This window comes from Sessilibacter corallicola (genome assembly GCF_021290925.1).
Classification (GTDB): domain Bacteria; phylum Pseudomonadota; class Gammaproteobacteria; order Pseudomonadales; family Cellvibrionaceae; genus Sessilibacter; species Sessilibacter corallicola.
This window is the reverse complement of sequence record NZ_JAJSLX010000001.1, coordinates 172,302-192,022: the sequence shown is the minus strand read 5'-3', so window position 1 is coordinate 192,022 and position 19,721 is coordinate 172,302. Positions and strand designations below refer to the sequence as shown.

19 protein-coding genes are annotated in these 19,721 nt (G+C 45.2%); 9 read left to right on the top strand and 10 right to left on the bottom strand.

Features of this window, described 5'->3' with window-relative positions:
* Positions 1–17 precede the first annotated feature (17 nt).
* The 9 genes from LU361_RS00755 to LU361_RS00715 all read right to left on the bottom strand — a co-directional run bounded on the left by LU361_RS00755 (position 18) and on the right by LU361_RS00715 (position 9,299).
* Positions 18–677: a GrpB family protein gene (locus tag LU361_RS00755; RefSeq protein ID WP_233086400.1), complete on the bottom strand. Its 660-nt coding sequence runs from the start codon at positions 675–677 to the stop codon at positions 18–20.
* Positions 678–1,628, bottom strand: coding sequence for a sulfotransferase family protein (locus tag LU361_RS00750; RefSeq protein WP_233086399.1), 951 nt, complete (start codon positions 1,626–1,628; stop codon positions 678–680).
* Positions 1,622–2,332 (bottom strand): SDR family NAD(P)-dependent oxidoreductase, encoded by a 711-nt coding sequence (locus LU361_RS00745; protein ID WP_233086398.1) that lies wholly within the window; start codon positions 2,330–2,332, stop codon positions 1,622–1,624. Before LU361_RS00745 ends, LU361_RS00750 begins: the two co-directional genes overlap by 7 nt.
* A 28-nt stretch (positions 2,333–2,360) precedes the next feature.
* On the bottom strand, positions 2,361–3,125 hold the full coding sequence (locus tag LU361_RS00740) for a sulfotransferase family 2 domain-containing protein (RefSeq protein WP_233086397.1): 765 nt from the start codon (positions 3,123–3,125) through the stop codon (positions 2,361–2,363).
* Position 3,126: 1 nt separating this feature from the next.
* Positions 3,127–4,422 carry a coproporphyrinogen-III oxidase family protein gene (locus tag LU361_RS00735; RefSeq protein WP_233086396.1) on the bottom strand — a complete coding sequence of 432 codons (1,296 nt, stop codon included), beginning with the start codon at positions 4,420–4,422 and terminating at the stop codon, positions 3,127–3,129.
* A gap of 11 nt (positions 4,423–4,433) precedes the next feature.
* Positions 4,434–4,679 carry an acyl carrier protein gene (locus LU361_RS00730; RefSeq protein ID WP_233086395.1) on the bottom strand — a complete coding sequence of 82 codons (246 nt, stop codon included), beginning with the start codon at positions 4,677–4,679 and terminating at the stop codon, positions 4,434–4,436.
* Positions 4,672–6,057, bottom strand: coding sequence for an AMP-binding protein (locus LU361_RS00725; protein WP_233086394.1), 1,386 nt, complete (start codon positions 6,055–6,057; stop codon positions 4,672–4,674). Before LU361_RS00725 ends, LU361_RS00730 begins: the two co-directional genes overlap by 8 nt.
* Positions 6,050–6,568, bottom strand: coding sequence for a hypothetical protein (locus LU361_RS00720; protein ID WP_233086393.1), 519 nt, complete (start codon positions 6,566–6,568; stop codon positions 6,050–6,052). Before LU361_RS00720 ends, LU361_RS00725 begins: the two co-directional genes overlap by 8 nt.
* A gap of 781 nt (positions 6,569–7,349) precedes the next feature.
* Positions 7,350–9,299 (bottom strand): alpha/beta hydrolase family protein, encoded by a 1,950-nt coding sequence (locus LU361_RS00715; protein WP_233086392.1) that lies wholly within the window; start codon positions 9,297–9,299, stop codon positions 7,350–7,352.
* A gap of 206 nt (positions 9,300–9,505) precedes the next feature.
* On the opposite strand from LU361_RS00715, the gene tilS reads away from it, so the two are divergent.
* The 8 genes from tilS (at position 9,506) to truD (ending at position 17,974) form a co-directional block, all read left to right on the top strand.
* Complete coding sequence (tilS, locus tag LU361_RS00710; protein WP_233086391.1) at positions 9,506–10,963, top strand: tRNA lysidine(34) synthetase TilS; 1,458 nt, start codon at positions 9,506–9,508, stop codon at positions 10,961–10,963.
* A gap of 324 nt (positions 10,964–11,287) precedes the next feature.
* Positions 11,288–12,925: a CTP synthase gene (gene pyrG / locus LU361_RS00705; protein ID WP_233086390.1), complete on the top strand. Its 1,638-nt coding sequence runs from the start codon at positions 11,288–11,290 to the stop codon at positions 12,923–12,925.
* A 29-nt stretch (positions 12,926–12,954) separates the two neighbouring features.
* Positions 12,955–13,809, top strand: a complete 855-nt coding sequence (gene kdsA, locus LU361_RS00700) for a 3-deoxy-8-phosphooctulonate synthase (protein WP_233086389.1) — start codon at positions 12,955–12,957, stop codon at positions 13,807–13,809.
* A 159-nt stretch (positions 13,810–13,968) separates the two neighbouring features.
* Positions 13,969–15,261, top strand: a complete 1,293-nt coding sequence (eno, locus tag LU361_RS00695; RefSeq protein WP_233086388.1) for a phosphopyruvate hydratase — start codon at positions 13,969–13,971, stop codon at positions 15,259–15,261.
* A gap of 161 nt (positions 15,262–15,422) precedes the next feature.
* Complete coding sequence (locus LU361_RS00690) at positions 15,423–15,713, top strand: FtsB family cell division protein (protein ID WP_233086387.1); 291 nt, start codon at positions 15,423–15,425, stop codon at positions 15,711–15,713.
* Complete coding sequence (gene ispD, locus LU361_RS00685) at positions 15,713–16,429, top strand: 2-C-methyl-D-erythritol 4-phosphate cytidylyltransferase (RefSeq protein ID WP_233086386.1); 717 nt, start codon at positions 15,713–15,715, stop codon at positions 16,427–16,429. The genes LU361_RS00690 and ispD overlap by 1 nt, the downstream gene beginning before the upstream one ends.
* A 39-nt stretch (positions 16,430–16,468) precedes the next feature.
* Entirely contained in the window at positions 16,469–16,942 is a 474-nt protein-coding gene (gene ispF, locus LU361_RS00680) for a 2-C-methyl-D-erythritol 2,4-cyclodiphosphate synthase (RefSeq protein ID WP_250647544.1), read from the top strand.
* Positions 16,943–17,974 carry a tRNA pseudouridine(13) synthase TruD gene (truD, locus tag LU361_RS00675; protein WP_233086385.1) on the top strand — a complete coding sequence of 344 codons (1,032 nt, stop codon included), beginning with the start codon at positions 16,943–16,945 and terminating at the stop codon, positions 17,972–17,974.
* A 152-nt stretch (positions 17,975–18,126) separates the two neighbouring features.
* Here the strand turns inward: truD and LU361_RS00670 are convergent, their stop codons facing one another.
* Positions 18,127–18,366: a hypothetical protein gene (locus LU361_RS00670; protein ID WP_233086384.1), complete on the bottom strand. Its 240-nt coding sequence runs from the start codon at positions 18,364–18,366 to the stop codon at positions 18,127–18,129.
* A gap of 586 nt (positions 18,367–18,952) precedes the next feature.
* Between LU361_RS00670 and LU361_RS00665 the strand changes: the two genes are divergently transcribed.
* Complete coding sequence (locus LU361_RS00665) at positions 18,953–19,645, top strand: hypothetical protein (RefSeq protein ID WP_233086383.1); 693 nt, start codon at positions 18,953–18,955, stop codon at positions 19,643–19,645.
* Positions 19,646–19,721: the final 76 nt, after the last annotated feature.

Sequence of the window (19,721 nt, the reverse complement as noted above, 5' to 3'; positions counted from 1 at the left end):
TCTGGAGGAATTAATTTTTAACACGTTTCATAATGCGGTAAAGTGAGTTCTCCACAATGGGCTTTTTTCCATGCTCCTGCTAATTCAAAAAAGTCACAATAGATACCTAATTTACCCACAGAGTAAGACATCAAGTCTAAATTTCGTGCCAGCAATTTGTGTTTTTCAGCCACGTAGGCTTGTTGGGCGCTGGTATTAACATTTAAATATTGTGAAAACGCTACGGGCAACTCAATGCATGGATTGCTGGTATTGCACAAGTGCACAACATAACTGACGTCGTTTAAGATTCGCCAACACCAAATAGCGTTACCAGAAATTGGGCTTACGCCGTAATTGTCATAACCCAAGGTTTTCAGTTGCTTCAATAAATTGGCATCTTCAGGAGATTGTTCAGTCACCAGTAAAATGTCGATCACATTTTTGGCGGTCATGCCACGAATCGAAGTGCTGCCAATATGAAACAGGTTATACAGTTGCGGCAATTGAGTTAATAGCCGTTGTTTTTCTGCGTTAAAGTTAATACTCCAACTTTCTTGAAACGGCTGCTGCACCAGTGACAGCTCTGGCGACTTCACTTGCATCATTCGGCGAAAGACGTGATCGATGGGTTCGTGGTTAAATTCGCGGTAGCGGTTTTTTAGTGCTTTAAAGGCTTTTAAATGTGCGATGTTCATTCAGTCTTTGTACCAAGTTGTATAAAGGTCTCGGCCAAGTAAATCCGATAATTCTTGGGTTTGCGCTTTAAAAAGCGATTTAAGGTGGTTGAGGTAAGCTGGGCGATAATCGCTGACGGCGGTGGTTTTATGAATTTGCACCAACTTTGGATGAATTTTTTGGCGCACCTGTGGACTCAATTGTTTCAATTGCTTCATAACTGTAGAACGCACGCGCTTTTGTCCTTCTTGTTGGCTTGTTGCCCAATCGGAATACGGCGAGAGATTTAAAAACTCGCACACTTGCGCCATCGTTTTTGGGTTGTCTTGCTTATAGTCATCAAAAATCAGTACTCGAATTTGTTCTGGTGCAAAATAACGATAATACCGAGCTAACATGCGCGCGTAATAGGTATTGTTTAAATACTGCAAGCCGTGGCAAAAATAATGTTGGTCTGGTAAGTGTTGGCCGTTGAGTCGTTGTGGGGCGAGTTCAATGGCTTGCTCCAAATCGGTAACGTCTTCGTTGCCGGTGCGCAAATACAGCGAATGTAGCGATTGTACTTGTTGCCAGGGTCGGCGCAGCAACACGATAATTTTGGCTTCGGGATTGAGTGCGTGTATGTTGCGCGGTGCATGTTCGCTGCTTAAATACCAAACCGAGCCTTCGCCGCGCACGGCTGTGTTAGAGCCGGTAAATAAGCTTTGGTAATCTTGCCAGTCGGTGATTGTATGAGGTTGTGCGGGAAGGTCGTCGGCCAAAAAATGCGGTTCTTTGAGAACGGATAAACTCACTTGCGGATGTTGTTTTAAACTTAAATACAATGCCGATGTGCCACTGCGCGGTGCGCCAATAATAAATACGTTTGGTCTTTGGTTTAACGGCCAATCGTTTAAAGGTGAATGATTTAATGGCGAATGATTTGACGGCGAATGCTCGGAGAAAGTCGCGTTGAGCCAGTGTTTTACCATGGAAAAATTTCCCTGTCTTTGTAGAGTCCGCCGCGTATTTGTTGATCGTCATTCAGGCATAACCACATAGCGGTATCGGCGCCTTCCTCTACACTACGGTTTGCTCTTAATCCGCCTAAGTGCGTTCGTACCCATCCCGGTGTCATGGCGTTGATCAGAATGTTATCAAACGTTTTCACTTCGTCGTCGAGCATTTTAGTGAGTCCGTTGAGTGCGAGTTTCGATAAACGATAGCCCGGATTATGGCGATCTAATTTTGCGTAGGTGCCGTGGCCGCTGGAAATATTAACGATGCGACCGTAACCTGTGGCTTTCATGTGCGCCAAACATAAGCGAGACAATCTCCAGGCCCCCCAGAAATTGGTCTCCAGTGTTAGGCGGGCGTCTTCTTCCGATTCTGTGATAACCGTTTTGGTCACACCGCGAGAAATACCTGCATTGTTCACCAAAATATCAATACCTTCTTGGCACCAAGTGGTTGCTAACGCTTGAACATCGCTTTCGTTGGTAACATCCAATTGCACCAGCGTAGAATGCTTTTTGACGTCGGTTAATTGAGAGGCGAGTTTATTTTGCGCTTTTTCGCCTTTTGTTAAGTCGCGACACGCCATCAACACATGAATATCGTTGGCAATTAATTGTCGACAAATTTCCAAGCCAATGCCTTTGTTGGCACCGGTCACTAGGGCGATTTTTTTCTGCATTTTTTTACTCGTGGTTATGACTCATTTCTTAAGTATTTTTGATAACCCTTTTTGGTAACTCTTCTTGATAGGATGGGAATCGGTTGAAGAGTAGGCGCTCGCGCTCGCACACAAATCGCGTTATGTCGGGATCAAAATACGATTGCCAATCGTCTTCTTCTGTACGTTTTGTGCCTTCTTTGGGTTGCAGTTTGCCCTGATCTAAAATAAAGGCAATGTCTTCCTCATCTCTGCCTATTTTTGTTAGGTAAGCAACCAAGTCTTGATTGAGTGATTCGGTGTGCAAAAAGGTAACGGGAAATTCGGATTCTTTGTAATCACCGGTTTGAATCTTTCTTTCGTCGAGATCAGAAAATACTTGTTTGGGATTGCGGTAGTAAAAGCGAATAAATTGTTCGGTGTGCCAACCCAAAGGCGATGCTGTTTTATGGTTTTCAAAGCCGTTTTTTTCTCCAGAGAAATAACCTTTAAAATAAGCATCGCTAATGCGAATAAAATCGCGGAAACTCAGATTTTTCGGATCGATTCCCATGGCATTCCACTGAGCTTGGGAGCAATAGCGTTCAGGATGCATGCGCCACCAGCCAAAATGAAATTGGGAAACGTATCGATCCATCGGATGGCGGATGATCGATAAAACAGGTAGCTCCTGCGCCTGTTGGGGAATATCGCTGCACGTGAGGTGTGTTTCAAGAGTCGTCGCGTTTGGGTAGATTTTTTGCAGCATATTTTGCACAAACGTACCGCCGGTTTTGGGCATGTGTACAAACACAAAGTCGTCGGTGATTAACATATTAATACCCCGATTCTAACCAAGCGCTGGCCAAACTTTTTCCGCTGAAATCGCCGTACATTACGCCTTGCTCAGTGAGTTTTAAAACATTGTTTTCGATGGTTAAAAATCCTTTCTTAATCAACAGATGCAACATCTCATTTTTTGGGCTTGCCAATTCAATGCCGTGTTTTTGTTGAAATGCAATGAGGTCGATTTGCGAAGTTTTCATTCCCAGGACAATGTCTCGTGCAATAATTTCACGAGAGTTTAAATGCATTCCGCGATCAATCGGCAGTTCTGCGTTTTCTATTTTATCAATGTAGGTTTGCGTGTTTGAGGTGTTTTGAATGTACGCCTGCTCTAAAGAGCTGAATGCCGATACACCGAAACCGTAGGTGTCTTCGCCACGCCAACGTTTGATAATATGGCCTTGGGGATAGTCGCCATTTTTAGTAAAGGTAAAATACGTAGAAGGTTGATAGTTAGCGCGTTTTAATGCCCCCATGGCCATGCGCATAAATGCGATTTCTTCGTCGTCACTGGGTAAAATAATCGTGTTTTTGCGCACCGCAGAAAAATACTTGGAGTTCTTATACAATTCCATTTTGTACACGGTAATGGCGTGCACATCGAGAGAAATAGCGCGCTCGACGGAGTGTTGCCAGGTTTCCATGGTCTCGCCCTCAAGACCACTCAATAAATCAATATTGACGGTAACGCCAGAATCTAAGGCTCGATCAATGGCCTCAATGTTCATTTTTTCTGTGTCTTTGCGACCGGTTTTACGCACTATGTCATCGACAAACGATTGAATGCCAAAACTCATTCGAGTTATTCCGAACTCGCCCAGCTGTTGCGCTTTCGATTTGGTGTAAGTGATGGGCTCAACTTCAAACACAAATTCCGTCAGCGCTAAATTAAAGTGCTTGTTGAGTTGGTTGAGAATTTTTTCCAGTTGCTTGGGCCTGAGCAAGCTAGGTGTGCCGCCGCCAAAATACAGTGTGTCTACCGGACGGTGTTGCCAGCTGTAGGCTTGGCTGACCATGGCAATTTCTCGACACAAATAGTCGACGTATTGCTCCATTTGCTCTCGGTCACTGTCGGCCAGTTCTGTGATTTTAAAAAAGCAATACGCACATCGCTGAATGCAGTAGGGAATGTGAATGTACAGATGCAGGCGATTATTTTCTGAAATCGTCGGGGTAAAGCTGCTTTTCCAGTATCGACTGGAGGGATAATTCGTAACGAACCCTCGGCGATGTAATTCATCTTCTGGCAGATGAACAGATTCTTCTTCCTGCGCTTTGCTTTGCATTACCGATTCCTCTACTGAAGGGTTTTCTTCTGGATACGCTCAATGATGACGGCGAGGGTTTCAAAGTTTTCAACCGTTAATTCATCGTCGTCGTATTCAAATTCAAAGGCTTTTTCCAGCAGTAAAATAAATTCGGTAAACACAATGGAATCCATCGCGAGCCCGCCTTCAAATAACGGCGTATTTTCATCGAAAGCAGCGAGATTTAAATCGATGTCTAACTGGGTATCCATCAATGTTTTGATCTGTTCAAACATGAGTAATCACTTCCTCTAATTTTTTTCTATTCAATTTACCATTGGCCAGCCGTGGTAATGGGTCGACAATTTTTAATTCTGAGGGCACCGCATAAGCGGGAAGGTGGCGTCGCCAAGTTTGTTTGAGTGTGATTAATTGCTCCTCAGAAACCCCTTCGCAACAGGCAATTAATGTTTTTCCTTTGCTGTCTTTCGGGCCGGGCACTAAAACCACGTTTTCAACGCTGGCGTGTTTTTTTAATTCCATTTCTAATTGTGCAAACGCCAGTAGTCGTCCTTCGCGATTGACAGAAAAATCGGCGCGGCCGTTAACACTAAAACGTCCGTTGCTTTCGACGTGACCCAAATCGCCAGTTTTAAAGGGGCTGAGCAACACGCATTGATTTAAATAGCCGACAAAAGCGTGTGGATGAACAATATGGAGTTGTTCGTCTTGGCAGTAAACATGAACGTTGTTGCACGGCGTAAATTCAATTTTTTCGGTTGCTTCGTTGAGTAAATCGTCGTGCAAGAGCGAGGCGATACCAATCACCCCCAGTTCTGTACTGCCGTACAAATTCAACCAGTATTGTGTTTTATCGGCCCAGGTACGCAGGTAACGTGTGTTAACGCAATCGCCTGCGGTTACGATAAATTTAAGTGTGTGCTGATAACTTATTTTTGCGCTGATTGCATCGAGCAACGACGGTGTGAAGAAAACGCAGCTCGGATGACAAGTATTTTCTATTTTTCGCCATTTGAGCAGATTGAGTCCAAGTGTTAATTGCAGCGATGCTCCAGAACATAGGCTCGTTAACGCTGCGGCGCCGAAACCGTACATGTGCGAAATCGGCACGGGAATGAGCACTTTGTCTTCGTCAGACAAGGGTAATAAATAACGCGCGTTTTGGCTGTTGGCGATCAGCGACGGCGCCTGGTGCAAAATAACTTTGGGATCGCCCACACTGCCAGAGCTTAAAAAGCCCAGTTTGCCTGACATTGCGAGTGATTGATCGGCCGATGGACTCACAGAGTTATCGACTTGTGTATCGATTTGTTTATGGGTAACGAGAGAAATGTTGTTGTCTTGATCGAGACAAATTCGATCGCACGCCGATAACCGGTCTGGAATTTTTCCGGTACTGGCGAAAAATATAAATCCTTTTTTCTGGCCAAAACAGGCTAACATTAAAGCTAGGTAATGCACACTTTGTTCAATGCTTACCAGTACGGTTTCAGTCAGTTTTCTTTCAGTCAGTGTCATTTCAGCCAACGTATTGTGATATTCACTAATACACTGATTAAACTCTGAATACGATAACGTGTGGTTGTCATCACTGATTGTTGCCGTTGATGCGGCATTAAATCGTAGTGGAATGGGTAAGGCTGATTTAGGCATAACTTCCCTGTGATCCGTCTGGTTTATAAACACGAAACAGAGTTTCTTCGTTAACAACCTCTAATAGCTGTGCAATTTTTTGTTGTTCACAATACAAATCAAACGTTCTTAAATAGCACGCCCCAGAAACCTGTAAAATGTTTTGGTAAGTGTGTTGTTCGAGTTTTTGGTAGTGAGATGCCACTTTGCGTAAATGCCTGCGGCCAAAAATATCACCAACCGTTCGTTTTTGTTCAATCAATGCTGCTTTTTTATCGTCTTTTAATGACGTTAAATCAAAGAGGCATTCTGCGTACAACAGCGGTAAAGTAATTTTCTTCACATACAAAATAGAACGGCGTATTAATTTTTCTCCAATAATACGTTGCTCCAACACCTGAACATTGATGACTGTGTTGGCTTTGTTTTCCAGAAACGCTGTAGTTGACGTATTTAAATGAAGATAGTCTTGCAGCAATGGATTATTGCTGGTTTCAGACAATATACCTTTTGCCGTATTAATTAATTCCAATGTTGGCACTCCTAAAGAAAGAACAGACAGGTGAGGGGTGCTAAGTGTTTTTCTTCAGGTTCGTTTTTTTATAGTGTTGGATAAATTAATTTGGTTTTAAACGCCAGTTTTAAAATTGAAAGTATTAATTTATAACTTGGTGGTCAAGTTGTGATGATGTAATACAGTAAAATACCTGATGGTACTGACAGGTATTTGTATTTTTAGTCAGCGCGAGAAAATTTCAAACATAAAAGAATAATTTAATTGCGGAAATACTATTTTTACAATTTAGGATAAAAGGCATGTTGTTATTTTTAATGACTCAAAGTGTACTTTGGGATTCATGATTTATTGTTGTGTTTTTCGGTTTGTATTTAATTTTAGGGTTAATCAGAGCCTCCTTAACAATAAAGTTTGTTAAGCTTTTTAAATTATTTTTCGTGAGTTTTAAAATTAGTTTTTATCAATTAATTTTTTTGGTGCTTGCGCTTGGTTTTGGTGCATTATTTTTTTGTTAATGGGTTTAGAAGCAAAGGTTAAAATTAAAAATTTACTTTGTGATGCTAATGGTCAGATTTTTATTTAGGTTTGAGGGCGGAAGAATTTATAACGTCATTTAAAGTGAGGTTAGAGGGTGCAGGTGTTTGCGGGTGTGTGAACGTGAAAGTATAGACGGTTTAAGATTGCTTTAGGTTTTAGTGCATGTATAAAGTGTATATATAAATTGCATATATGAAAAGTTGTTTGCAATAAACAGCGAATTCGCTAACGCGCTGTTTATTGCTAGCGTTGGTTTTTGTTAGCCGATATTTTTTATTTCTACCGCTGGAATATTTTCGGGCAGATCAAAATTAAAAATTTTGCTGTAAAAATACAGTTCGCCTTCAACGGATCGAATCATATTGTCCGCTTTGCGGAATCCGTGGCCTTCTTCGGGGAATAAAACGTAGGCGACGGGAATATCTTTTTCATCAAGTGCCTTGACCATGGTTTCAGCTTGATTCGGGGGTACTACTTTGTCGGCGCCGCCTTGGAAGAAAATTACCGGGCAATCCAATTGTTCTACATAATTAATTGGCGAACGTTGCTCATACAACGCTTTGTCTTGTGGGTATTGCCCGATTAACGAATCTAAATATCGCGATTCAAATTTATGAGTATCGGTTACCAGGGTTTCTAAATTACCAATGCCGTAGTGACTAGCGCCGGCTTTAAAAACCGATTTAAACGTTAATGCTGCTAGTACAGTGTAGCCGCCAGCGCTACCCCCTTTAATGGCTAATTTATTGGGATCGGCCAATCCTTTTTCTACTAAATATTCGGCGCCACGGCAAACATCGTCGACATCGGATATTCCCCATTGACCATTTAAGGCCAAGCGATAATCACGACCGTAACCGGTACTGCCACGGTAATTGACATCGAGCACGGCAAAACCGCGGCTGCACCAATATTGAATTTTAATATTAAAGGCGTTGCTGCGCGCGCTGGTGGGGCCGCCGTGGGCCATTACAATTAACGGCGGTTGTTCGTTGTCGGGGCCTTGGTAATTGGGGTTGTGTGGCGGGTAATAAAAAGCGTGAGCTTTTTCACTTTCAGGGCCAAATTCAATGGCCGACGGTTTTGAAAATACATCTTTGTTTAAGGTTGACGGCAAACCGCGCACAACATGAGTTGAGGATAAATCGCTAACCACCAATTCGCTGGATTGATTGTAGGTTGCGCCTAAAAAGGCCACTTTACCTTGATGAGCAGACACGCCAGAAATATCGGAATACTGGCAGGGTATTTTGGTTAGCTCACCTGTGCTGATCGTAATTGTTGCTAGGTACCATTCGTTGGCAATGGTGTAACTGGCAATAATGTGGTCTTCGTTTAAAAAATCCCAAGTGGATAATCCGAACACCCATTGCGGTGTGGCAAATTCTGCGTTTCCTGTGCTGGTATCAAGAGCGACAAACGATTGCCACTGATTGTTGTTGTCGAGTTTGTAAAAACGCCACCAGTTGCTTTCGTCGGTGACTAACAATAATTCGCCGTTTGCTGACCAGCGCGGCTGAAAAATCGATTGCGGTTTTTCACCGGCAGCGCTGCCTTTTACGGCTTTTATTGCTTCAAGCTCGCCGGATTCTGTGATGGTTGCGGTAAATACACTGGTGTTTTCCCAAGGCATGGATGGGTGATTCCAACTCAACCAGCACAATTGTGAACGGTCTTGGGATAATTGCACAGAAGCGTAAAAGTCATCGCCACAGGTTAAGATTTTGGTGTTACCGGTGGCGCAGTCAATGGCAACCAATGCTGCGGTTTCTTCTTCGCCGGGTTGGCTGTGGTCTTCTCGCACGCAAATAATTTCGTTGCGTTGGCGATTAAAGATTAAGTCAGCGTAGCGGTAGGGGCCAGGTTGAGTAACCGGCTTGGGCTCTGATTGTGGGTTGTTGGCGTCGAGCTGATAAATTCGTTGATCGTCGGCCAAGACAAAAAATACCGTACCGTTACTCACACAATAACTGCCGCCGCCGTATTCGTTAGCTCGGGTGCGTGAACTCATGGGATTGGGCAATAAATCGGTGATGTCGCCGTTGTTATCGCGTTTTACCAAGCAGTTGCGGCCGTTTTCATTGGGACGAAATTCTAACCAGTACAAACAGTCGCCATCCCACCTCGGCTCGGCCAGTCCCAAACTTTGAGATACCAATTGTTGAGCGTCGATGTCAGAAGGCCAGCTGCCGTAGGGAAGAATGGTCATAATTTCTCTCATTAATTATGGGTGAGTGCGATACGATTTGGGCCGCACAATTAAGGCAGTCATAGTAGCGGGAGGTTACGGAATTTAAAATAACGGTCGGTGGTAATTTTGACGTTCGTGTTAGACTGATTGTTGTTACTTTTTGTTTTTTACGTTTTCTTGCGTTGTCTTAGAATTAGAATGGGAATGGCCCAATCAAACACCCTATGGAAAATTTAACCGACTGTCTGCACGAAAAGCTGAAACCCTATTGTCTCGACAATACGCAGTTTTGGTTGGCCTACAGCGGCGGTTTGGATTCGCGGGTGTTATTGCATGCGGTGTGGGAATATTTTCGCAGTTGCTCTGCAAACGGCAATCTAAGCACGTCACTCAACGCCATTCATATTAATCACGGTTTGCAATCACAAGCTGATGACTGGCAAGCGCATTGTCAGTCCATCTGTGATGACTTGGGCGTTCCTTTAACAACGGTGGCTTTGCACCTTGATCCTAACGCTTCTAACGTTGAAGCATTGGCTCGCGAGGGTCGCTACCGAGCCTTTGAAAGCGTGATGACTGAATCGTCGGTGCTGTTAATGGCGCATCACTTGGATGATCAGGCGGAGACGTTTTTGTATCGCTTAATGCGCGGCTCAGGAACTCAGGGGCTCGCCGGTATGCCGGAAAAAAGAGCGCTGGGCAGTGGCGAATTGCTGCGGCCATTGTTATCCATTACGCGAGCTGATTTAGAACGCTACGCTCGCGATAAACAGTTGCAGTGGATTGAAGATCCCAGCAATGCCAATCAAGATTTCGACCGAAATTTTATTCGTCATCAAGTGTTGCCTTTGTTGCAAACTCGTTGGCCACGAGCGAGTCAGCAGATTGCCAAATCGTCAGGGTTTTGTCGTACGGCAGAAACTCACATTCGCATCTTAGCTGAGCAAGATTGGCAAACCCTCGACTGCGCGCTCGAAAAAGTCGGCTTTTCCGTTTCTCTTGCGGCACTCAATCGGTTGGAGCACAAACTTGCTTGTTTGCGTTATGGCTTTCAGGCGTTGCATGTCACCTTACCGAATGAATCCCAGTGGTATGAAATCCTAAACCAAGTTATTGCCGATGATGCCCGAGACGATTCCCAGGCCCTGGTGCGTTGGGGCGATGGCTTTTGCGCTGGGAAATTTCGCGGCCGCATGCACGTTTTTGTCGATTCAACGCCTGGCGGCTCTGTTTCTACAGATTCTTCGTCGATAAATGTTTCATCCATAAATACTTCTCAATGTGCGTTAACGCTCAAGCCGTCTTCAGAAATGCAACGTTGTACTTTGCCGTGGGCGCCGGATTGGCTGCTTGAGGTTCACGCCGGAGGCAACCTGCGCGCAGATTCCGATGTAATCATGGTTCGGCCTCGTGTTGGCGGCGAGCGTTCTCAACCGGTAAGTCGCAGGCATTCTCAAAAGCTAAAAAAGGTATTGCAAGAATCGGCCATTCAACCGTGGCTGAGAGCCATTCTTCCACTGGTTTACAGCGATGAAGCACTGATTGCCGTGGCGGATTATTGGGTCGAAAAACCTTATCACACAGACGACCTCAATCAGGGGGTTCGATTGCGGTTAGTCAATCAACACCCTTGGCAATTGCAGTTGGAACAGGCCTGGTCTAATAATGATGGTCAAACCTAGCGCGATCGAGAGGATTGCCAAAACCCGCCGATAAGGACTCGAATCGAATTATTAGACGGCCACTAAGCTATTATTATTTGAGGCAAAAGTGGGATTCTGGTAATCTGGCGTCCCATCTTGAGATGGGTAGTTTTTCCTGCCTGTTGTCAAAATTTGTGGTATTTACTGTGGTTTTCACATAGGCGATTTAATGGTTGCTTTGAATGACTGTTTATCCTCTATTTGCTCAAATTTTGATACGTTAACACAGGCCAAATCTACCCCTTCTGCTAGACACAAAATTCGCACATTTTCTTATTCAACTCAGTGCTCACAGGTCAATACATGACTCGCTACATTTTTGTTACCGGCGGTGTGGTTTCATCGTTGGGAAAAGGTATTGCTTCAGCTTCTCTTGCGGCAATTCTAGAGGCCCGCGGCCTCACAGTTACTATCTTAAAATTGGACCCGTACATTAACGTTGATCCAGGCACCATGAGCCCGTTTCAACACGGTGAAGTATTTGTGACCGAAGACGGCGCTGAGACCGACCTTGACCTCGGCCACTACGAGCGTTTCTTGCGGACCAAAATGACGCGCCGCAACAACTTCACCACCGGCCGAGTTTATGAAACCGTATTGCGCAAAGAGCGCCGCGGCGACTACCTTGGCGGTACGGTACAGGTCATTCCTCACATCACCGATGAAATCAAACGCCGTATTCTAGAAGGCGGTAAAGACGCCGACGTGGCCTTGGTCGAAATCGGCGGCACCGTGGGTGACATCGAATCGCAACCGTTCTTGGAAGCCGTTCGTCAGCTTAAGATTGAATTGGGTGCCAAGCGTGCGCAATTGATGCACCTCACCTTAGTGCCTTACATCGCCACTGCCGGTGAAACCAAAACCAAGCCAACTCAGCACTCAGTTAAAGAGCTGCGCACTATTGGTTTGCAACCGAACATTTTGTTGTGCCGTTCAGAAGTGGAAGTCGACGCCGATTCCCGCAAAAAGATCGCCTTGTTCACCAACGTTGAAGAGCGTGCGGTTGTGCCATTGGCCGATGCCAAAACCATTTACGCGATTCCGCGCATTTTGATGGAATACGGTCTCGACCAAATCGTTCTGGAAAACTTCGACATGGAAGCGCCAGAAGCCGATTTGACCGAGTGGGATCGTGTGGTTGAAGGCAAATTAAATCCGGAGCGTTCCGTTACCATCGCCATGGTGGGTAAGTACATGGAATTGCCGGATGCTTATAAGTCATTGATTGAAGCGCTGACTCACGCAGGCATTCACACCCATACCAAAGTTGATATCGAATACATCAACGCCGAAGACGTTGAAGAGCAGGGCATCAAATTAATCGATGGCGCCGATGCGATCTTGGTACCGGGCGGTTTTGGTGAGCGTGGTCTTGAAGGTAAGTTAACCGCGGTTCAGTACGCCCGTGAAAACAACATTCCATACTTGGGCATTTGCTTGGGTATGCAGTCTGCGGTCATTGAATTTGCCCGCAATGTTGTTGGTTGGGAAGACGCCAATAGCTCTGAGTTCGATCCAAAATCCGCACACAATGTGATCGGTTTGATCACCGAATGGATCGATTCCAGCGGCAACCGCGAAACTCGCGATGAAAGCTCCGATTTGGGCGGCACCATGCGTTTGGGCGCTCAAGAATGCCGTTTGGCAGAAGGCTCAAAAGCGCGCGATATTTACGGCAGCGAAATGATTGTTGAGCGCCACCGTCACCGCTACGAAGTGAACAACAACTTGTTGGATTCGCTCCAGAAAGCGGGCTTAAAAATTGGCGGTTGGTCGGCCGATGACACCTTGGTTGAAATGGTTGAATTGCCAGATCACCCTTGGTTTGTCGCGTGTCAGTTCCACCCGGAATTCACCTCGACTCCGCGCGATGGTCATCCGTTATTTACCAGCTTTGTTAAAGCGGCAATCGATCACAATCAAACTCAGTCTGGCAACTAAGCCAGGCTACAGCTGAGAAGCAAACTTCAATGACAGAAAATAAAATCGTTAACGTTAGCGATATTCCGGTAGGTAACCACTTGCCAATGGTTTTGTTCGCTGGAATGAACGTGCTGGAAAGTCGCGACCTTGCGCTTACCATTGCCGAAGCCTACAAAACCGTAACCGATAAGCTCGGTATTCCCTACGTGTTTAAAGCTTCTTTCGATAAAGCGAATCGCTCTTCGATTCACTCCTTTCGTGGCCCAGGTATGGACGAAGGCTTAAAGATTTTCGAAGAAATCAAAGCCACGTTTAATGTGCCTGTGATTACCGACGTTCATGAAATTGAGCAGTGCCAACCGGTTGCCGATGTTGTCGATGTGATCCAATTGCCCGCGTTTTTAGCGCGCCAAACCGATTTGGTTGAAGCGATGGCAAAAACCGATGCAGTGATCAACATTAAAAAGCCGCAGTTTATTTCTCCTGCGCAAATGAAAAACATTGCCGAGAAATTTAACGAGTGCGGCAACGACAAAGTGCTTGTGTGCGAACGCGGCTCTTGTTTTGGCTACGATAATCTCGTGGTAGATATGCTCGGTTTCCGCACCATGAAACAAGTTACTGGCGGTGCGCCCTTATTGTTTGATGTGACCCACGCTTTGCAGTGTCGCGATCCAATGGGTGCTGCCTCTGGCGGGCGCCGCGAACAAGTAGCGGAACTTGGGCGTGCTGGTGTTGCGGTAGGTATTGCCGGTTTATTCCTGGAAGCCCACCCCGATCCGAGCAACGCTAAGTGTGACGGACCAAGTGCGCTGCCATTGAGCATGTTGGAGCCGTTTTTAGCGCAAATGAAAGCATTTGACGACCTCTTAAAATCACAACCCGAATTGATTATCGAGTAGTGTTCTAAGACTAAAGTGGTACAATTTCTACGCGAGTAATATCGCGCTCGGTAAAAACCGCATGAGTACGCAGAAATGCGAATGCATTTCTTGCGGCGGTATAATTTAAATATAATAAGACAAACGTCTCTGTTCAAATTAGATGCTTGGAGTCTACGAATGACCAAGATTGTTGATATCAAAGCTTTTGAAGTGCTTGATTCACGGGGTAACCCAACTGTTAACGCTGATGTAATACTTGAATCTGGAGCCGTTGGTTCTGCTTGCGCACCATCTGGCGCATCCACAGGTTCTCGCGAAGCCCTAGAACTGCGTGACGGCGACAAGAGTCGTTATCTCGGTAAAGGTGTATTGAAAGCAGTAGAAAACATTAACACCACCATCAAACAATTATTGGTTGGTAAAGACGCCTCTGATCAGCGCGCAATTGACGCGGCAATGATCGAAGCGGATGGCACAGAAAACAAAGCCAACTTTGGCGCTAACGCCATTTTGGCGGTTTCTCTTGCAGCTGCGAAAGCCGTTGCCATTGAAAAAGGCATTCCTTTGTACGCTCACATTGCCGACATCAACGGTACTTCTGGTCAATACACCATGCCAGTGCCAATGATGAACATCATCAACGGTGGTGAGCACGCCGACAACAACGTTGATATCCAAGAGTTTATGGTTCAGCCTGTTGGTGCAAAAACCTTCGCTGAAGCGTTGCAAACTGGTGCTGAAATTTTCCATGCACTGAAAAAAGTATTGTCTGCAAAAGGTTTAAATACCGCTGTGGGTGACGAAGGTGGTTTTGCACCTAACCTTGCCTCAAACGCAGACGCGCTTGCAGTCATCAAAGAAGCAACAGAAGCTGCCGGTTACGCATTGGGCACCGACGTTACTCTTGCGCTTGATTGTGCATCGTCTGAATTCTACAAAGACGGCAAGTACGATCTAGCTGGCGAAGGTAAAGTTTACTCTTCCGAAGGTTTCTCTGATTTCCTAGCGGAGCTTTGCGATCAGTACCCAATTATTTCTATTGAAGATGGTCAAGACGAATCCGATTGGGACGGCTGGAAATACCAAACTGAAAAATTGGGCGACAAAGTTCAATTGGTCGGTGATGACTTGTTCGTAACCAACACCAAAATCTTGAAAGAAGGTATCGACAAAAGCATCGGTAACTCTATCTTGATTAAATTCAACCAAATCGGTTCTTTGTCTGAAACGTTGGATGCCATCAAAATGGCGAAAGACGCAGGCTACACCGCTGTGATTTCTCACCGTTCTGGCGAAACCGAAGACACCACCATCGCTGATTTAGCCGTTGCCACCGCAGCTGGCCAAATCAAGACCGGTTCTTTGTGCCGTTCTGACCGCGTTGCTAAGTACAACCGTTTGCTACGCATCGAAGCTGAATTAGGTTCTGACAACGCGCCATACCGTGGCCGCGCTGAATTCAAAGCGTAATTCTGCTGTTCGTTCGATGTATGAGTGCTTAAAAATGAGCGCTCGTACATCGAGCACCTCCAATCTTCTGCTAAGATAAAGCCATCAAACTTCGTTGAGATTTTCATTTCAGGGTTGGCACTTTAAAGAAAACCACCAACCTGTCTGTTAACGCAAATTCCATGAAACTAACGTTTGCCATTCTGATTGTTTTATTGCTGGCCCTGCAATTTCGTTTGTGGGTAGGCGATGGCTCGATGGCGGAACTGGTTCGGTTGGAGCGAGAAATAGAAAAACAAGAAATCTTAAACGAACGCGATCGACTTCGTAATCGCCAACTCGAAATCGAAATCCTCCATTTACAGAGCGGACCGCAGGCGGTTGAAGAGCTTGCCCGTGAAGACATGGGGATGGTCAAAAAAGGCGAAACCTTTTATTTGGTTGTCGATTCCCAAACTCAAAAAGCACCGTAATGCATTCCTCCCCCAAGTTTTGGGCAGTGATTCCCGCTGCCGGTATAGGCTCTCGTTTTGGGTCAGAAACTCCCAAACAATATTTAACCCTGCTCGATAAAACCATTCTTGAACACACCATTGAAAAATTTCTGGCGTGTGAGTGGATTGAAAAAGTGGTTGTAGCCCTGCGCCAAGACGATCCTTTTTGGCCGAGCTTATCGGTCGCGAATCACCACCGTGTATTAACGGTTTTAGGCGGCGGTGAGCGTGCCGATTCCGTGCTCAGCGGATTAAACGCACTGCAAAATATAGCTGGACCGGACGATTGGGCGTTGGTGCACGATGCAGCTCGTCCCTGCGTTACCAAAGCGCAACTCAGTGCTATGAAGGCTGCGCTGGAAGCGGATGCTGTCGGCGGTATTATGGCCCAGTCTGCGTCTGACACCATTAAGATTGCCAGCGCAAACACAAACACGCATTCGGTCGCCGCAATTGAATCCACCATTGATCGCAATCGGGTTTGGCTTGCCCAAACGCCGCAAATGTTTCGGGTCTCGACACTGCAATCGGCATTAACCGACGCACTTAAAAATGGTCAAGCCGTTACCGACGAAGCTTCGGCCATTGAATTGGCAAATTTAACCGTGAAATTATTTCCAGGCTCCAGAAACAATATTAAAGTCACCTTACCCGAAGATTTGGCCTTAGCCGAAGCCATTCTGCGGTTGGAATAATTTGTTCTGCGAACCTAATCGTATTGTGAGGAAACCATCATGAGAATCGGACAAGGTTACGACGTGCACGCGTTTGGCCCAGGCAGTGAAATCACCCTCGGTGGGGTCGTTATTCCTTACACACAGGGACTGGTTGCGCACTCCGACGGCGATGTTTTATTACACGCATTGTGCGACGCTTTACTCGGTGCCGCGGCTCTGGGTGATATCGGCAAACATTTTCCCGATACTGATCCCGCATTCAAAAACGCCGACAGCCGCGATTTACTCAGAAGTGTGTACGAAAAAATATTAGAGCGCGGTTTGTGGATCGTAAACGCCGATATGACCATTGTTGCCCAAGCGCCAAAAATGGCCCCGCACATCGACAGTATGGTCGAAAATATCGCCGCCGATTTACAAACCGTTACCGGCAATATTAATGTAAAAGCCACAACCACAGAGCGCTTAGGCTTCACTGGTCGTAAAGAAGGCATTGCCGCTTTTGCCACCGTGCTTTTACAAAATCAATAGTTGCAAAATTTATTATTTAACGTGGTTACTACTATCGATACCTCAAATTCTTTCCCTTTAAATTTCTCCTACGTTTACGGCACGCCTGGTTGCCGAGGCGAATTTAAATCGTCGCCTGCGGATTTTATTGTTCAAGAAAATTTTGATCTGGAATTTTCTAATTCCGGCGAACACGTTTATTTGTACATTGAAAAAGAAGGCGAGAACACGCACTGGTTACAGAAAAAAATTGCTGAATTTGCCGGTGTAAAAAGTTCAGACGTAGGCGTTGCGGGTTTAAAAGATCGACAGGCGATTACCCGACAATGGTTTAGTGTGTATTTACCAAAATCTCCAGCGCTAAACTGGGATGATTTTTCGTGTGATTCCTGGAAAGTATTGGATGTGAAGAATCATTCCAAAAAATTGCGGCGCGGTGATCACACAGGCAACTTTTTTAAAATCACACTTCGCAACTTAGAATTTACTACGGGTAACCAAGACCAGCTAGAGGCGGTGCTCAATAAAATAAAAGCGCACGGTGTGCCCAATTATTTTGGCGAACAGCGTTTTGGTCGTGAAGGCTCTAATTTAAATCTTGCCAATGATTGGTTTGAGCACGGCAAAAAAATAAAAAACAGAAACCTAAAAAGTATGGTTCTGTCTGCGGCGCGGTCTTATGTGTTTAATCAGGTGTTGTCTCAACGAGTAACGGCTGCAAATTGGAACCAATTGATTGACGGTGATGTCACTCAAGACTATTCAGATCAAAATGCGGCAGCAACCCCTACAGGGCCTTTGTGGGGGCGAGGTAGAAATTCAGCGTCGTCACAAGCGCTGGTTTTTGAAGATTCCGTCAAAAATGAATTGAGCTTATGGTGTGATGCGTTGGAGCATCAAGGTTTGTCTCAGGAGCGCAGAAATCTAGTGTGTTTGCCGCAAGACTTTACCTGGCAATTTTGTGACGCAGATCTAATTTTAGAGTTTAATTTGCGTCCTGGAGAGTATGCGACGTCGGTGCTCAGAGAAATCAGCGAACTGATCACTGAATAAAGATCACTGGATAAATAAAGTGTGAAAGGAATCATAAAAAGCCAATTTATTCGAAGTCCGTTTTGAATAAATTGGCCGGTCGGAGAGAAACTTGATTTCTAGAGTCACTTAGAAATAAAAGAATCGAAATAGTGCGGCCGGTAGTCAGCGTATTAAATACGGTGACGCAGTGAGATGTCTCGGTCTTTGTGTAGCGAACTATAAATTTGGCAGCGCTCTTTCAGTGCTTCTTGTAGGTTGTTACGGTGTTGAAACTGACCACCGCCTTCGAATTCGAGGGCCGAAATTACTTTTTCTAATTTCGAGATTTCGCGCTCAAGGGTTTGCAGTAGTATGCGATTGTCTAAGCTTTCCGTACTAGCTAGGGTTGTGCTTTTTGTTGTTTTAGTCATTTTATGAACCTAATGGAGATGATGATTTAGGAGAATCGCGTGCTATCGCTAATTTAGGTGTACATAAATGATTAGAAGTCCCACCTCACTAAAAAAATTAAAATAAATTTACATAAATAAAATCCCTCAGTTTTTCCCGAATTTTCGTAATATTTCACTCAAATTAGGCTTATTAGACACTAAGAGAATATTAAGAAACTCTGCATACGCTTTCTTTGCAGAAAATGCCGAGCCTGCAATATTAAAAATATTTTTGTAATTACTTATTGGTCTTTATCAAATTCTTTCGAAAAAGCCTAAATCTGGAAAAACGCAAATGCCTTTTTCGAGCTCTGAATTTTTGTAATCTCTCAAATACGAATCATTGATTATTAGCACGGGTTGTTCTTATACGTTTTGACGCAATTAAGTATTAAACCGGTGACTAAAAAGAAGTTCCTTAAGTAATTAAATATTCTACAGTTCACGTAAAATGTCTAAAAATATTCAATACGCGTTTGGAATCAACGTTTTTACTGACCAGCTATCTATAATAGAATTAAAGCCAAGGGTAGAAAGCCCGATGAGTTGTGCAATGGTAGATAATATGGCAGATCAAAAGTTTGACATCGTCTTTCGCGGCGACATAGTAATCGGGAAACCCCTGACTCAGGTAAAGAAGAACCTCGCTCACCTGTTTAAAATTCCACCTGAGAAGGTTGGAGCCCTGTTTTCGGGCAAATCCGTGGTGTTAAAAAAGGGCGTTGACGCCGCCACCGCCAAGAAATACCAAACGGTATTGACCAAAGCCGGTGCCGTGACCAGTGTTGTCGCCCAAGCCGCCGAAGGGCAATCCGAGAAGCCCAGAACCCGTAAGCTCACCATTGCTCCGTTGGGGGTCAATATCGCCCCGCGTAGCGCCGGGAACGCTAAAACGGATCAACCTGCGGCCATAGATACCTCGGGAATCTCCCTGAAGGCTCAGAGCGGCAATTTGATGGATGCCAGTGAAGTTACAGCTGAAGAAGCCGAACAGGTGGAATTGCCCACTTGGGACGTTGCTGATGTGGGTTCTGATATTGGCGACGGCAGCCAACAAGCAGAGACGCCACCGTTGCCCGTGCCCGATTTTGACGTTGCCGAAGCCGGCGCCCAAATGGGACAGGCCAAAGAAGTAACCGCGGTCATTGATGTCTCAAAAGTCGATTTCGACGTAGCGCCAGCGGGCTCAGATATGGGCGAGAAAAAATCCGACAAAAAACCGCTCAATCCAAACACTGATCACATAAATCTCTCGTAACAGCAAAATCCCACCGATTTTCCCCATCTTACCCAAGTTTTTGGCGTTAAATTAAGAGACGAATTTAACGCCAAAA

Bases quoted from the DNA above. Each gene is read 5' to 3' on its own strand.
- LU361_RS00755 (WP_233086400.1), bottom strand. From the start codon at position 677: ATGAACATCGCACATTTAAAAGCCTTTAAAGCACTAAAAAACCGCTAC.
- LU361_RS00750 (WP_233086399.1), bottom strand. From the start codon at position 1,628: ATGGTAAAACACTGGCTCAACGCGACTTTCTCCGAGCATTCGCCGTCA.
- LU361_RS00745 (WP_233086398.1), bottom strand. From the start codon at position 2,332: ATGCAGAAAAAAATCGCCCTAGTGACCGGTGCCAACAAAGGCATTGGC.
- LU361_RS00740 (WP_233086397.1), bottom strand. From the start codon at position 3,125: ATGTTAATCACCGACGACTTTGTGTTTGTACACATGCCCAAAACCGGC.
- LU361_RS00735 (WP_233086396.1), bottom strand. From the start codon at position 4,422: ATGCAAAGCAAAGCGCAGGAAGAAGAATCTGTTCATCTGCCAGAAGAT.
- LU361_RS00730 (WP_233086395.1), bottom strand. From the start codon at position 4,679: ATGTTTGAACAGATCAAAACATTGATGGATACCCAGTTAGACATCGAT.
- LU361_RS00725 (WP_233086394.1), bottom strand. From the start codon at position 6,057: ATGCCTAAATCAGCCTTACCCATTCCACTACGATTTAATGCCGCATCA.
- LU361_RS00715 (WP_233086392.1), bottom strand. From the start codon at position 9,299: ATGACCATTCTTCCCTACGGCAGCTGGCCTTCTGACATCGACGCTCAA.
- tilS (WP_233086391.1), top strand. From the start codon at position 9,506: ATGGAAAATTTAACCGACTGTCTGCACGAAAAGCTGAAACCCTATTGT.
- pyrG (WP_233086390.1), top strand. From the start codon at position 11,288: ATGACTCGCTACATTTTTGTTACCGGCGGTGTGGTTTCATCGTTGGGA.
- kdsA (WP_233086389.1), top strand. From the start codon at position 12,955: ATGACAGAAAATAAAATCGTTAACGTTAGCGATATTCCGGTAGGTAAC.
- eno (WP_233086388.1), top strand. From the start codon at position 13,969: ATGACCAAGATTGTTGATATCAAAGCTTTTGAAGTGCTTGATTCACGG.
- LU361_RS00690 (WP_233086387.1), top strand. From the start codon at position 15,423: ATGAAACTAACGTTTGCCATTCTGATTGTTTTATTGCTGGCCCTGCAA.
- ispD (WP_233086386.1), top strand. From the start codon at position 15,713: ATGCATTCCTCCCCCAAGTTTTGGGCAGTGATTCCCGCTGCCGGTATA.
- ispF (WP_250647544.1), top strand. From the start codon at position 16,469: ATGAGAATCGGACAAGGTTACGACGTGCACGCGTTTGGCCCAGGCAGT.
- LU361_RS00670 (WP_233086384.1), bottom strand. From the start codon at position 18,366: ATGACTAAAACAACAAAAAGCACAACCCTAGCTAGTACGGAAAGCTTA.
- LU361_RS00665 (WP_233086383.1), top strand. From the start codon at position 18,953: ATGGCAGATCAAAAGTTTGACATCGTCTTTCGCGGCGACATAGTAATC.